Here is a 15,649-nt window from a genome sequence, read left to right on the forward strand (position 1 = left end):
CCCTTAAAATAATCGGGCCTGAATAATCAGACCCGAAAAACGTTTGCTTGGCATATGTTTATTTAGTCATATCAAGGACAACGCGGCCTTCAATCTTGCCTGCTATCATATTATCAAAAATATGATTGATGTCAGACAGCTTATCGGTGGAAATATGTGATTTGACCTTTCCGGCAGCGGTAAAATCCAATGCCTCTTGAAGATCCAACCTCGTACCGACAATGGAGCCACGCAGTGTTATTCCATTCAACACCATATTAAAGATCGATACCGGAAAACTGCCTGCCGGTAGCCCGTTCATGGACAAAGTGCCGCCACGACGAACCATACCGAGCGCCTGTTCAAACGCTTTTGGAGACGCAGCCGTAACGAGCATGCCATGCACGCCACCATCGGTAAGCTTACGCAATTCGGCAGTTGCATCAGTGTATTTTGTTACATTGATTCCGACATCTGCCCCTAATTGTTTTGCCAGTTCGATTTTGTCATCGGCAACATCGATTGCCGCAACATTGTAGCCCATTGCTTTTGCATATTGTACGGCGAGATGACCAAGGCCACCAATGCCGGAAATACCAACCCAGTTGCCCGGTTTTGCGTCTGTTACTTTCAAACCTTTATAAACTGTGACACCGGCACACAGAATGGGTGCTATCTCGTTAAATCCGATATTTTTTGGTAGATGTCCAACATAATTCGGATCAGCCACAACATAATCGGCAAATGCACCATTGACAGAATAACCTGTGTTAAGCTGATTTTCACAAAGCGTTTCCCATCCGGCCAGACAATGCGAGCAACATCCACAGGCCGTATATAGCCACGGAACGCCCACCCGATCGCCTTCTTTCACATGTTTTACACCACGCCCCACAGCTGAGACATAGCCCACACCTTCATGTCCGGGAATAAAGGGCGGGTTCGGTTTCACCGGCCAATCGCCATGTGCAGCATGTAAATCTGTATGACAAACACCACAGGCTTGCACACTTACCTGAATCATTCCTTCACCCGGTTCGGGAATTGGTACCTCATCGATGGTAAGCGGCTTTCCAAATTCACGCACTACTGCGGCTTGCATCGTCTTTGCCATGATGGTCTCCTTCATTGGCTAGGAATATATGAGCTTTTACGGATTAGTCCGGTAATTCACATATTCTGTATTTGTATTTGACGAATTCTAAATTGGTGCGGTAACCGCACGCCTTTTGAAATATGGAAAATTTTTCTTTTTCAACAAGCTCGTTTTTGATTTTTTCTCGTTTCTCGAAGTTAATATTTGTTAATGCTATATCAATCAAGAATGTTCAAAAAAATACTATACTTATTTATCCACTCTACTGTTTCATATTCGAACATATAAATATAGTCGTGTAAGTCCATTTTTCATGCGATACGAAAAATAACAAGCTAATTTTACGATATGTTGTCGGAATTTTTTTGGTCATGAATTGATATATGTTTGTTAAAGAATATAACTTTTTACGTCCGTCGAATTAAACATGATGAAAACATTATGACATATTTTATTGAATGACTAGGCGTAGTTGCGCAGTCGTTTTATTTTTAGTATTGATAACGAAAAACGTTCGACAGCTTTCATATAAATAAAAATCAGAAATCAAAAATATTTACTTGTCATTTATTATAGTATTATCCTAAATAAACTCATAATATCTGTTAAAATAATTAAATTATTATATCGTTATCTATTTTCACCCTATTGGAAATTTCAGTAAAATACCGTTTTTTGCCAATAAAAAACGAGAACGGACATTTCCAACAAAATCATTGCCATAATTTTATCCATGTTCGGAACAACTCTGCTTTCCGGTTTGCGAAAATCACAGAATGTCCAATCAATAGTTACATCTCTTACATGTGCGATCACTTAAGTCTGATGAGGAGTGGAAAGTTCAATCACATAATATCCGGTGTATGATGCCGATTTGTCTTTTGAGACGATATGAGCCTAACGAGCGAAAAACCGATGCGATTATTCGGCCACCAAATCGATTAACCTGTATTTCCTTAATCTAAAATACAAAAAACCGGCCATTTTTTTGACAGCATGGCGGTCCTTCCAAAGTGTCATCGTGAATGGCCGCAACCAATATCTTGAAACAGCAGAGGCAACCATCACTGAAATTTAAACGGAATCGCTTCTTCTCGATTACTGTTTTTTAAAATCTGTCTTAATCTATCATGTTATTTATTTGGCTAGTTTTTTAACGGAGGCTGTTTCAAAATAGGAACAGAAAATGGCCTATTTATCACTATTTGATAAATATCAACCTTCAACTTGCTGTTTTTCCATTAGATTTTCCTTTTTTTCGGTTTTTCCAAAAATATTTTTTCTGTCACGAAATAGTGATATTTCGCAACTATGAATAGATTGTCACGTTTAATTTTAACTTCAACCCGAAGGCATTCCTGTTGCGGAGGTAGAAACAGGAGAAAATGTTGACAAATAAAATTGGAATAAAATTGCATAGAAGGATGCCAAAAATATGAAACGGCTAACCCGATGGTTTTTGGTCCTTGTTGTTATAGGGATCGTAGGTTTTTTTGTTCTTACCTCCCCGATCACTTGGTCACTTACTCATCCCACTCGAGACGTTGCTGATAATACCGCGCCTGATCTGGAAAATGGTCGCGTTGTATTTGTTGCCAGTGATTGCTCGACCTGTCATGCTTCGCCCAATCAGGATAACCCGCTAAAGCTTGGTGGTGGGCGTGCATTGGACACAGAATTCGGGCGTTTTTATATGCCTAATATTTCGTCGGATAAAAAGGACGGCATTGGTAATTGGACACTTGCCGAGTTCACTAAAGCAGTACGAGAAGGTGTAGGGCCAAATGGTATCATGCCCGATGGACAAAACCTTTATCCGGCCTTCCCTTACACATCATATCAGCGTTTGACAGCAAATGATGTTCGTGATCTTTTTGCTTACATCAAATCGCTCGAACCGGTACCAGGTGTTGCACCTGATCATAATTTGAAATTCCCGTTCAATATGCGTCGCGGCATTGGTGTGTGGCGTTTGGCGTTTCTTGACGGTAAAGCACTGTCACCCATGGCCGTCACACCGACGACAGACACAAAAGACACCAAAGATGAAGAAGCACTCCTCGAACGCGGACGTTACCTCGTTGAAGGAGCCGGTCACTGTGCCGAATGTCACTCCACACGAAATTTTATAGGCGTGATAAAAAGCAATCTGCGTTATGGCGGTGGTGCTACTCCGGATGGCAAGGGTCATTTCCCGAATATCAGTCAGGACGATACCGGCATCAAATTCTGGGCTGAAAATTCTATCTTCAATTATTTGAAGACCGGCAAAAGCCCGATTAACAAGGTCGCTGGCGGCGATATGGCGGAAGTCATCAAAAATACGAAGCAACTTCCCGATGAGGATCTTCGTGCGATGGCCGCCTATATCAAAACCTTGCCAGGCGTTGATCTGCCCGCTCCCGGACAGCCGAAGTCAAACCATACTTCGAAGCTTGTAATGTTGCCCACAACAAACAAACTCGACGTTACTTTGCCAACGTCATCGGATAATGCGGTTAAAGGTGCAGACACAGTTTATGCTGTCTATACAAAACCGTTTTATGTCGAAGAAAAGGGTTCAGGTGACGAGGATGGTAAGTTATTGGCAGCAGCCAAGCTCGCGGTTCTTGACCACAAAGGCGATAAGTTGAAAGTTCGTCTCGACGGTTGGCAAATGGACGGTGCTCCCTCGGTAGTCTATGCGCTGAAAGGCCAACGCATTATGTATGCCGTGTTGGGCGACAAGGCCATGGCCTCCTATAAACTTGGCAAAGCAGTTGTTGATGAGGAAACCAAACAAACCTGGTATCCTGTAAGTCTCGAATTGTGGACAAGCGATAAGGATGTCAATGTTTCAATCGGCGACATGTGGTCGTACACATCCGATCTCTTCAGTGCAACCTGTAGCGTTTGCCATTCACTCCCTGAATCCGGCCATTTGCTGGCCAATCAGTGGATCGGTAACCTGAATGCAATGAAACGTTATACGTCTTTGACACCTGACCAATATCGTTTGCTCTTGAGCTATCTCCAGAACCATTCGAAAGATGTCAATGACGGTCAAGAGGTACACTGATGGCTGTTGTTCAATCAGAAACGTCATATAGCGGAAACAAGCAACCGAATTCTCGGGAAGATCAGGCTCAAGCGACAATAACCGATTGGTTCGCCCGTTTATTCATCGCCCCGCCGAAGATCGAATTGCTTGAGGAATGTCGTTCGCTTCCCGTTATGACTTTTCTGGAAGAATTCGGTGAAGAGCTCAAAGCTACGGAGTTAACCACAATGATTGCGGATTATTTCCGCAATCATTCTCCGGAAGAGCTCAATCATTTGATTTCGCAGCAATATATAAGTTTGTTTGACGGAGCTCTTGGACCGCTCTCTGTTCCTCCCTATGAAAGTTACTATCGGGATGAAAACGGAAGATTATTCCAGGCCCCATATGTCGAAATGCTGGATGTATTGACGAGACTTGATGTTTCGGTTGCTGCATCTTGCAAAGAACCGGCCGATCATATTGCTTTGGAATTGGCCGCTTTGGCTGAAGCTTTCCGTCAACATGATCAAGACGCCATTCGCAACATGACATCTCGTCTGGCTTCATGGCTTCCCGAAATGCATGCTGCATTGGGTAAAGTGGCTAGTCATAGCCTCTATACCCATTTGGTCGAGTTGCTTATTATTTATCTTTCGTCTTTCGGTCGCCTCTTTGGCAACCAAGACAACATTAAACACTAGGAGAATGCTATGTCATTCGACAAAACAAAAATTACCCTACCGGACATGAACCGCCGTTCATTCCTCAAAAGTAGTGCTATGTTGACCATGGTCGGTGCCGCGAGCGGTTCGCTTCTCAGCCGCGGTGCACAGGCTCAATCAGCCTCCAAATTGACTATGTCCGGCAGTCACTGGGGCGTTTTCCGGGGACGTGTTGACCACGGCCGCCTGGTTGAAGTGACACCTTGGGAACATGACCCTCATCCGACGCCGATGTTGGAAGGTATGATGGATTCTATCTATTCACCTTCGCGCATTAAATATCCGATGGTCCGTCGTGCCTGGTTGGAAAAAGGTCCCGGCGCCGACCCTGAAGGGCGTGGAACCGGTGACTTTGTCCGTGTAAGCTGGGATAAGGCCATTGATCTTGTTGCCGGCGAATTAACCCGCGTTCGTAAGAAATACGGCTCTAACGGAATTTTCGGCGGTTCATACGGCTGGAAAAGCGTTGGTAAATTCCACAATTGCCGAACATTGTTGCGCAGAATGTTGAAGACAACCGGTGGCTTTGTAAACTCACTGGGTGATTATTCAACCGGTGCTGCTCAGGTTATTTTGCCCCATGTTGTCGGATCTTTGGAAGTCTATGAACAATGTACATCATGGGACGTTGTACGTGACAACACAAAGACGCTTGTGTTCTGGGGATGTAATCCTGTGAATACAGACCAGATTGGTTGGTTGATTGCTGACCATGGTGCATTTGTTGGTCTCGAAGAGGTCAAGAAAGCCGGCATCCGCGTTATCTGTATTGATCCGATCAAAACGGAAACCTGTCAATATCTTGACGGCGAGTGGCTAGCTCCCCGCCCGCAAACCGATGTTGCCATGATGCTCGGTATTGCCCACACACTTTATGCGGAAAAACTTCACGATGAAGAAGTTCTGAAAAAGTATACCGTCGGTTTTGACAAGTTCCTCGCCTATCTCATTGGAAAGGAAGATGGAACTCCGAAAACGGCCGAATGGGCTTCGAAAATTTGCGGCATTGATGCCGACATAATCAAACAGCTTGCTCGGGATTTTGCTAAGAACCGCACAATGATTGCTGCCGGTTGGTCTATCCAGCGTCAGCACCATGGTGAACAATCCCACTGGATGTTGGTCACCCTCTGCTCGATGCTTGGACAAATTGGTTTACCCGGAGGCGGATTCGGCTTTTCCTACCACTACTGCAGTGGTGGTTCACCAACGGCTACGAGTCCAATTCTCGGTGGTATTACCGATGGACCTGCAGCTCCCGCAACAGATTTGCCTGCCGGTTGTCACCCCGGCTCTACCGAATCTGCTTGCCAACCTAAATCCAATTCCATTCCGGTTTGTCGCCTTGTGGAAGCGCTGCTTCACCCTGGCAGAACCATAAAGTATAACGGGTCGGACATTGTTCTGCCTGAAATTCATATGGTCTATTGGGCTGGTGGCAATCCGTTCTCGCACCAGCAGGACCGCAATGAAATGGTCGAGGCTTGGAAAAAACTGGATACATTTGTTGTTCATGATTTCCAATGGACTGCCTCGGCACGTCACGCCGACATCGTTTTGCCGGTAACAACTTCCTATGAACGCAACGACATCGAACAATTGGGTGACTATGCGTTAAGCCATATTGTTCCGATGAAGAAACTTGTCGAACCAATGTATGAAGCACGTTCCGACTTCGATATTTTTAGCGATATCTGTGAACGTCTTGGTAAACGTGAAGAATACACTGAAGGCATGAACGAAATGGACTGGATCAAGAGCTTCTATGAATCAGCCCGTCTGGAATCTCGTGCCAAGGGAATGGAAATGCCCGTATTCGACACTTTCTGGCAAAGTGAAGAAGCACTCGGTTTTCCTGTAAAGGAAGCGCAAAAACAGTTTGTCCGTTATGCCGATTTCCGTGAAGATCCGCTGCTCAATGCTTTGGGCACACCTTCCGGAAAAATCGAAATCTACTCGCTCAACATTGAGAAGATGCATTATGACGATTGCCCGCCCCACCCCACCTGGATGGAGCCGATTGAACGTCTTGACGGACCGACAACCAAATATCCGCTGCACATTGCATCCAATCACCCGATTTATCGCTTGCACTCACAATTGTGCGGCACCAAATTGAGAGAGAAATATGCAATCGGTGGACGCGAACCATGCTGGATCAACCCGAAAGATGCAGAAGCACGTGGTTTGAAAGATGGTGACATTGCTCGTGCCTATAATGATCGCGGACAGATTTTGGTCGGCATCAAAGTAACCGATGTTATCCGCCCCGGTGTTATCCGTATCAATGAAGGCGGCTGGTATGATCCGGTAAATCCGAGAGAGCCTCATTCGCTCTGTCGATATGGCGACGTTAATAACTTGACAACCAGTGTATCGACTTCAAAATTGGCTCAGGCGAACTGCGGTCAAACTGCCGTGGTAGAAATCGAAAAATTCACCAGTACACTTCCCCCGGTTGAAGTCTTCGTTGAGCCACGTAAAGCAGGCTGAATGCGATAAAAGTAAAAGGAGGCGAATTTCGCCTCCTTTTTTGTTTGTTTTTAAAGAATTAAGGCGATAATTTAACTGAATTGAAAAACGCTCTTGATCTTCTAGGCGTTGCACTTTAATACCGCCTACAATGTAATGGACGTTCCATTCGCCAAGGGGCTATAGCTCAGCTGGGAGAGCGCTTGCATCGCACGCAAGAGGCCAGCGGTTCGATTCCGCTTAGCTCCACCAATTTTCCTCTTACAACTATATTGATCAGATAGGATTGAGCGTTTCTGCCGGAATCTAAATCATTAAAGGTTTCCGGTTTAAGAATAACTCTGCAAATGCATTGTTAGCGAAAAACATAAGTTGAGCACGTAATCAATAAAATCCATTTTCTGCAAAGGTTTTGAAATTTCATTGTTCAAAAAATTTGCATGCTTGAATTGCTCGCTCACTGTTCAATTATCGCGCTATTTATTTTCAAAAATATTCGTGATCAAAAACAGCCGACGTTCAATAACGATAGAAATTTTCTCGGATTCATTGACGTCTTCAGTCAACAACCGTCTATTTCAATGAAGAAAGCTGACACACTTTGTGATATAAAATTGGCTCCGGCTTGGTGTCGAAAGAGAAAAACACGAATTACCTAAGCCTTAAACCATCAATAGTATGATGGTCTATGTGCCAATTTCGGGCTATTTATTTGCCGAAATTGCAAGGTTAAGCTCGCGCACGAATTCTTTCGGACTAAGCTTTCCTGATATGGCAAGCATAATGACAGGTAATTTATCCATCGGAGTGGATGAAATTTCCAATGAACGAGGCATGTCCAGATAAGCTGTTACGGCTTTTTGGGCTTCATTTTCAAAATTCGTATCCTTTGCAAATGAAAGCCAGCCAGGAAGACCCGTTTTCCATTTTGCTTTAAGCGCATCAGCACTTATTCCCATTCTCTTTGCTTCGGTATTAACAAGCTTTTGGGTAATGGAGCGGTCTTCAAACTTTAATTTACCACCATAAAAATTATAACGCTGAACCTGAGCAAGCATACCAAGCCACATTTGGCTAGACTTGATATGGCCGCGTTCATTCTCGCGCTGAAGTGTTACCACGGTTAACAGTGAGTCAAGTGTCATTCCATCCATTTTCAGGCTGACATCGAGCACCCCACCTTTATCAAGCACAAGATGGAAATGTTTCAAATCCATCATAGCAAGATAACCGCCATATGCTCCCGAAATATCCAATCGTCCGGTCGCATTTTTATAGCCCATCGCAATAAAGTCTTTTCTGGTCGAGCCATCCGCAAAATTATCAACAAAAACAGTTATTTTCTGAATATTGATCGTAAAATCAACCGGATTTTCACGAATAGAGGGGCGAAGAGAAACAGAGCCTTTTTCGAGCAACGCCAAACGTTTTTTGGAATTGTCTTGCAACTCCAACTTGCTAAATCGCCCATTCCGGTAACGGAAACCGATGTTCTGGTTATAAATGCCCTTGTTCGGAGGCAGTATTACATTGTTAAAGCTTACATCGGCAACTTTGATTGTGTTACCCTCGTAAACGTATGAAATTTGCGGTATCGCCACTTTTTCGACGGAAAAACCGCCATGGTCTTCTTGCTTGATACCTGAAAATTCGACTTTACCCAGTGATGAATCCGGTGAAATCGGCGTACCCGTTACCCGCACATTATCAAGTATAACATGATCGCCATCACCAAGGACTGCGCCATAGGAAACCGTCACAGATTTTCCGAAAGCTTCCGAAAAACGTTTAACGAAAGCATCTCTATCAATCGCATAAGCTGAATGCGCTACAAGAGAGGTGGCGATTGTTAGAACGAAAGCAAGTGAAAACAACCGGTATATTTTTAAAAACACCTTAATCAACCTGCAAGATTGCACTCCAACAAAACCTCTAGCATCTATTTTTGATCATTGTTCCGGGTTTTCAACCCTGCACGACCTTAATCCTGACTTACAGCCGAAATTATTCTCGCCGGAGTGTAGAAAATAAGATTGGTTGTGCCGCGCAAGATGTTTCCACTATCGTCCATCATCCGCTGCCCGTTTGTCTCGCTCGTTTCTTTCATCATGGAAGTTGAAAGCGAACCATCATGGGCAAGAGCCATGAGCGTTGGAGAAGAAGCAAACACATTATGGGCACCACCGTCAACATCGGACAAATCCAGAACCGCAATACCGTTTTTTTGCAATAACGGTATACTTGAACCATCTCCGACACGAGCGTGCCCACCAACCAGACGACCGGACACTGCTAACGCCTTGTCTTTCCGTGATACCAGAACCGCAGTCGGTTGCGGCATTTTTTTAACATCCTTGAGCTGACGCTCGAAAACGTCGACATCAATGTCCGGCGCGGCCATAAGGAAACTTGATATTCTGTCGATCGGATAACGTTTACCCTGAAGCGAAAGGCTACGTAACGCTTCCATTGTTACGTAATTTCCCATGGAATGAGCGACAACAGTAATCTCGTTGGCATCCGTTTCACTGAGCAATGTCAGAAGATCGGCAAGCCCGTCACGTGCAAAATCCGCACTGTCACGGTCATAGACATAAAGCGGGATAGAGCCGCCTGATGGCCATGAATAATGCACGGTAACCGCTTTTAAAGAATAGTCGTAAGAAAATTGCGCTGCTCTAAAGGTACTATCGGCAAAATTGTTGTTGTAGCCATGGATAAAAAGAAATATCTCGCGCTTTCCTTTAGGTTTCTGATCAAGCGCTTTATTGAGCTGTTTCTTGAATTCCTCGCGGCCATTATATTTAACCATATTAACCGCAGAAAAATACTTTTTCAAATCGGGCTTATAACCGTTTGTTTCAACCAATCCTTTTTTGTGTTCTTGTGGTATACCCACATCAACACGTGCGTAATTCAGGTTTTTCGACCTCTTTGTGCCAAAAGGTTCGGAATAATCATCTTGTGCTTGTCTGCTCGTTGCAACATAGACAGGAACCACTGCCTTGGGTTGGCCAGGTTTGTGAATAGCGGCATTTTGAGCTGCAACAGTTGCCGGTGTAGCATTTTTTCCGTGCCATAAAACAGCACGGGGGCCACCACAATTGTAAGGGCGATCAGACAAACGCAAAACGCTATATATCGACCCAGTAGTTTTATTCTCATTTAAGTGTAGCCCTGAAACGATTGAGCGAGAAGACAAATAGTACAGAACCTATCACTGCCAAAGCAGCAAAATTTACCCAAACAACCGAAAAACCGGCTCCACGATAAAGAATTGATTGAGCCATCATAATGAAATGCGTATTCGGCGCTGCAAGCATGATATTCTGTATAAATTCCGGCATACTTTCACGCGGTGTAACGCCGCCTGACAGGATTTGTAATGGCATCAGAACAAGCATAAGCAAAAGGCCGAATTGTGGCATGGATCCAGCAACCGTTGCCAGTGCAATGCCCATTGACGTGGTGGCGAACAGATGTAGGCAGGTTCCCGCAAGGAATAACGCAACCGACCCTTCGATCGGTACTTTTAGCAGGCCTTGCACAATAACGACCAACGAAAACGTTGCCGCAACGAGAACGATTGCTCCCATAGACCACACCTTCGAAATCATAATTTCGGTCGGTGTGACCGGCATAACAAGAAGATGCTCGACAGTTCCATGTTCGCGTTCACGGATAAGCGCAGTCCCCGTCAAAATGATGGAGAGCATTGTCACATTATCAATCACATTGATAATCGAACCGAACCATGATTTTTCCAATTCGGGATTGAAACGTGCGCGTAGGGTAAGCGAAACCTGTTGTGGTTCTTTCGTGCGGTAATGCGAAACGAACTCTTTCACTTCGGCGTCGACAATCTGCTGAATGTATTGTGAGCCGGTGAGAGCCTGCGTTGTACGTGTCGCATCAACATCAAGCTGTATTGCGGGAGACCGGCCGGCAAGAACATCACGCTGAAAGTTTGGTGGAATATCAACAGCGAATGTATCAATCCCCTGATCCATGCGGGAATCAAGTTCGGATTGGTTTATATCTTCGGGAGTAATGAAATAAGGCGGAAGAAATGCCGTGGCAATACGTGTCGACAAAGGTGAGCTATCTTCATCAACAATTGCTATAGGCGTCTTGTTCAAAGTTTCAGGCGTCGCATTAGCCGATATATAAATGGATATTGTGAATGCGTAGACAATCAGGATCAATAGCATCGGGTCACGGAAAACGCCGAGCAATTCTTTAATTCCCAAATCCAGAATATGATTTAACTTCATGACTTTACTTCGCCTGTTTTTAGTAAGCCACGAGGCTATGATGACCAAAATCGGACCTGCCAGTATCAGCGGAATAAATGAACCGACAAGATCGTGGAACTGGAGTGCTTTGGCAAAAGTACCACGTGAAATCAGAATAAAATATGTCGTCGGATAGATATCGCCGATCAGTCGCCCGGCTCCTTGAAGGGAGCTCACCGGATCCATTAATCCGCAAAATTGTGTTGCGGGTAGTATAGTGAGGACTGCAGCGCCAAAAATTGCGGCAATCTGGCTATTCATAAAGGTTGAAATCAACAGTCCGAAAGCCGTTGAAAATGCCACATAAAGCAAACCCGCCAACATGAATGTCAAAATGCCGCCCGTAAAATGCACCCTGAATATAAAAATGGCGAACAGCCACAGTAAAATACAATTGATAAGTCCAAGCCCGATATAAGGCAGTTGTTTACCAACCAGGAATTCGAGCCTTGTGACCGGTGTAACGTAAAGATTGATGATGGAGCCCATTTCCTTTTCACGCACCACGGATAAAGCTGCAAGCATGGCCGGAATAATTAAAAGTAAAATCGGTATAACTGCAGGAACCATTGCAGTAAGACTTTCAATGCCGGGGTTATAGAGGAATCTGACTTCCAGGCGATAATCCCCCATAGTGGCCGCTTTTCCCTGTAGCGTTTTAGCTTTATTCTGGAGCCACAAGGCGTGCATACCCTGAACATAACCGCGTACTGTTTCGGCACGTAGCGGCATTGCGCCGTCAATCCAGGCACCGACCTCGACGTTGCGGCCCCGTTCCATATCTTTCCCGAACTCGGGTGGTATTTCGATAGCGAGACTTATTTCGCCCGAGCGCATACGCGCATCAAGGTCGTCATAATCGACAATATCTTTCTTCTGAATAAAATATCGGGATCCCGAAATCTGCTGGACATAATCGCGACTGATAACCGATTGGTCGTGATCAAGCACTGCAAAAGTCAAATTTTCAACTTCGGTATTGATTCCATAGCCGATAACGAACATCAAAATGACACTGCCAAGTAAAGCCATCGTTGCGCGGATAGGATCGCGACGCAATTCCAATGCTTCACGGTTGGCATAGCTCATCATCCGCATAAAATCGAAACGTCGTTTAAAACGGCTTCCATGCGACCGTTCGATCTCCGGATTTCCATTATTGTTGGATTTTGTTTGTTAGCATCCGTTTCTGAAGATTTTTCACTTGCCTCGGTTTTGGCACTCGAAGATACATCGACTTTGGCTTTTTTCTCGGCATTCTGCTTATCTATAGCGTCCTGCAGATATTCTATGAAGGCTTCCTCAAGTGTGTCGGCATTTTTCGATTTCACAATTTCCGAAGGTTTATCGGTAATCAAAACTTTGCCAGCATGCATGAGCGAAATACGGTCACAGCGCTCGGCCTCGTTCATGAAGTGTGTCGTAATAAAAATAGTAACATTATCATTGCGCGACAATTCACCAAGTTGCTGCCACAGCTGATCGCGCGCAATCGGATCCACACCCGATGTCGGCTCATCAAGTATCAAAATTTCCGGCTCGTGCAGCAACGCAACCGCCAGAGACATACGTTGTCTGATGCCAAGCGGCAACGAATCCGGCATCGCATCGAGCACATCCTTAAGCTCGAAGCGGTCGATCATTGCCTGCATACGTTCCTTGACTTTTTCCTCCGGAATTTCAAACAATTTTGCGTGAAGTTGCAGATTTTCAAGAACCGTCAATTCAGCGTAAAGTGAAAACGCTTGACTCATATATCCAACGTGACGACGCGTCTCCATATCATTGGCATTGATTTGTCGTCCAAACAATTTGGCGGTGCCTTCTGTTGCCGGAAGCAGTCCCGTCAACATCTTCATTGTCGTGCTTTTTCCGCATCCATTGGAGCCAAGAAATCCGAAAATTTCGCCTTTTTTAATGCGGAAACTTACATGATCAACTGCGGTAAAATCGCCAAAACGCTGTGTAAGGCCGTCAGCTTCTATCGCTATTTCTTCATTTCCGGTTTCTTGACGAGGCGGAATAACAACTTCCACGTGGCCTTTCTGTTCTTCCGTCGGCATGAGAGCTATAAAAGCTTCGTCAAGGTTTTGCGTCTTTGTCTGTTCAAGCAATTGATCCGGCGTACCTGTGGCAAGTATCTTGCCGTCATACATAGCAATCAGCCAATCAAACCGCGCAGCTTCTTCCATATAAGCTGTCGCGACCATAACGCTCATATCGGAACGTTCTTTGCGGATATCGTCGATCAGGTCCCAGAATTGACGCCTTGAAAGAGGGTCAACACCCGTTGTCGGTTCATCAAGGACAAGGAGTTTCGGATCGTGAATAAGTGAACAAATAAGACCAAGCTTTTGCTTCATGCCACCCGAAAGCTTACCGGCGGGGCGATCTTCGAAACCGTTAAGTCCGGTTCTTTGGCACAATTCCGAAATACGTGCTTGCCGTTCTTCTTTTTCTTGTCCAAAAAGTCGAGCAAAGAAATCGGCATTTTCCTGAACCGACAAAGTCGGATACAAATTTTTTCCCAAACCTTGAGGCATATAGGCGATATCGGGACACACATCAAGACGGTGCTGCTTATCACGCATATCACCGCCCAATACGTTAACAGTGCCGTCCTGAATCTCGCGTGCTCCGGTAATCAGCGACAATAGACTTGACTTGCCGACGCCGTCCGGACCTATCATGCCGATCATTTTTCCTGTCGGCACTTCAAGATCGATACCGTCTAGCGCTATCTTTTCACCGTAAACCAGACGGACACCAGATAGTGTTACGACTGGTCGATCTGTTTCCGGCTTTGAGAGTTTAGAAGATTCTGTCATTGAACTACAGGAGTGCTAACAATCGTCGGCCATTTTGCATTCGGGTCAGTTTTAACATAAGCCACGCCCGGCAAGCCTGTTTTGACCTGTTTAATGTATTTTTCCAACAAATTTTGTGGGATTTGTGCACGAACACGGAACATAAGTTTTGCGCGCTCTTCGGCAGTTTCGACTGTTTTCGGCGTAAATTGTGCAACATCCGAAACAAACGAAATATTTGCAGGAATAACGTATTGCGGAGCGGCATCCAGCACTATTCTCACTTCCGTACCGATTGCAATCTTACCTACCGTCTTTGTAGGCAAAAAGAACGTCATGTATACATCGCCAAGATCCACCAGATTAAGCACCCGACCTCCGGCTGCAACAACTTCGCCGGGCTGAGCAATACGGTATTGGATTCGCCCCGATCTTGTTGCTTTCAATTCGCTATCGTTAATGTCGGATTGGATACGTTCGATCGTTGCTTTGGCAGCTTCAACAGCCGCTTCGGCATTCACAACATTTGCTTTGGCTGTAGAAACCGCTACTTTTGCAGCAGCAAATTGTGCTTTTGATGCCGCAACGGCTGCAAGAGCGCCGTCATAGGTTGCCTGATCATCATCTCTAACCTGGGTAGAGACAGTACCTTTTTGCTGCAATGTAGCCGAACGTTGGTAACGTCTATTGGAATTATCACGCTGTACTTCATTTTGTGCAACTGTCGCCTCGGCAGCCTCTTGTTCAGCCTGCCGCTGCTCAACTTCCATTTTAGCTGTATCAACATTGATAACAGCCCGTTTCAACTGTGCCTGCGCCTCGCGTAACTGCGCACGCAAGTTTTCGGTATCCATATGGGCAACAACGTCACCAATATTGACAAAATCGCCTTCTCTCACGGTAATATCCTGAATACGCCCGGCAAGCTTTGAGGCAATATCAATTTCGGTAGCCTCTATGCGACCATTTCCCATAGCTATACCTTCGGGCAACCCCGGATGAAGGTAGGTTTTCAAGCCACTATAGACAGCAACTATGGCAATCACAGCGATCGCTATCCAACCCCATTTTGCCTTACCTTTTGCAGCCATCAAACAGTCTCCATTCTAATTCCGATAAAAAGGAATGCGTTTCTAACCAAGTTTGGCGCGTCACATTATCATCCATAGTTGCATTTGAAAAGTTACCTTTTATAAAAGAAAAGCTAACAAAACTTCATTGATTAACGGGCGAACAAAAAATAAAAATCGGATTGT

The 15,649-nt window shown here is 45.0% G+C and carries 7 protein-coding genes, 1 tRNA gene and 2 pseudogenes; 4 read left to right on the forward strand and 6 right to left on the reverse strand.

Features of this window, described 5'->3' with window-relative positions; translation table 11 throughout:
- Positions 1 to 58: 58 nt before the first annotated feature.
- Positions 59 to 1,093 carry an alcohol dehydrogenase AdhP gene (gene adhP / locus BBC0178_RS06065; RefSeq protein WP_078039548.1) on the reverse strand — a complete coding sequence of 345 codons (1,035 nt, stop codon included), beginning with the start codon at positions 1,091 to 1,093 and terminating at the stop codon, positions 59 to 61.
- A 1,417-nt stretch (positions 1,094 to 2,510) separates the two neighbouring features.
- Here adhP and BBC0178_RS12260 point away from each other — a divergent pair.
- The 4 genes from BBC0178_RS12260 (at position 2,511) to BBC0178_RS06085 (ending at position 7,543) form a co-directional block, all read left to right on the forward strand.
- Positions 2,511 to 4,133 (forward strand): c-type cytochrome, encoded by a 1,623-nt coding sequence (locus BBC0178_RS12260; protein ID WP_078039549.1) that lies wholly within the window; start codon positions 2,511 to 2,513, stop codon positions 4,131 to 4,133.
- On the forward strand, positions 4,133 to 4,798 hold the full coding sequence (locus tag BBC0178_RS06075; protein ID WP_078039550.1) for a TorD/DmsD family molecular chaperone: 666 nt from the start codon (positions 4,133 to 4,135) through the stop codon (positions 4,796 to 4,798). The genes BBC0178_RS12260 and BBC0178_RS06075 overlap by 1 nt, the downstream gene beginning before the upstream one ends.
- A gap of 9 nt (positions 4,799 to 4,807) precedes the next feature.
- Positions 4,808 to 7,312 (forward strand): trimethylamine-N-oxide reductase TorA, encoded by a 2,505-nt coding sequence (gene torA / locus BBC0178_RS06080; RefSeq protein WP_078039551.1) that lies wholly within the window; start codon positions 4,808 to 4,810, stop codon positions 7,310 to 7,312.
- A gap of 155 nt (positions 7,313 to 7,467) precedes the next feature.
- Positions 7,468 to 7,543, forward strand: a tRNA-Ala gene (locus BBC0178_RS06085).
- A 452-nt stretch (positions 7,544 to 7,995) separates the two neighbouring features.
- Here the strand turns inward: BBC0178_RS06085 and BBC0178_RS06095 are convergent.
- The 5 genes and pseudogenes from BBC0178_RS06095 to BBC0178_RS06120 form a co-directional block, all read right to left on the reverse strand.
- Positions 7,996 to 9,186 carry a hypothetical protein gene (locus BBC0178_RS06095; protein WP_078039553.1) on the reverse strand — a complete coding sequence of 397 codons (1,191 nt, stop codon included), beginning with the start codon at positions 9,184 to 9,186 and terminating at the stop codon, positions 7,996 to 7,998.
- A gap of 86 nt (positions 9,187 to 9,272) precedes the next feature.
- A pseudogene (locus BBC0178_RS06100) lies at positions 9,273 to 10,456 on the reverse strand (alpha/beta hydrolase).
- Positions 10,453 to 11,565: an ABC transporter permease gene (locus BBC0178_RS06105; RefSeq protein ID WP_078040387.1), complete on the reverse strand. Its 1,113-nt coding sequence runs from the start codon at positions 11,563 to 11,565 to the stop codon at positions 10,453 to 10,455. Before BBC0178_RS06105 ends, BBC0178_RS06100 begins: the two are co-directional and overlap by 4 nt.
- A gap of 18 nt (positions 11,566 to 11,583) precedes the next feature.
- Positions 11,584 to 14,414 (reverse strand): annotated as a pseudogene (rbbA, locus tag BBC0178_RS12005) (ribosome-associated ATPase/putative transporter RbbA); the annotation flags it as partial.
- Positions 14,411 to 15,484 (reverse strand): HlyD family secretion protein, encoded by a 1,074-nt coding sequence (locus tag BBC0178_RS06120; RefSeq protein ID WP_077971578.1) that lies wholly within the window; start codon positions 15,482 to 15,484, stop codon positions 14,411 to 14,413. The pseudogene rbbA and the gene BBC0178_RS06120, both read right to left, overlap by 4 nt.
- Positions 15,485 to 15,649: the final 165 nt, after the last annotated feature.

This window comes from Ditibartonella apihabitans, from assembly GCF_002007485.1.
GTDB lineage: Bacteria > Pseudomonadota > Alphaproteobacteria > Rhizobiales > Rhizobiaceae > Bartonella > Bartonella apihabitans.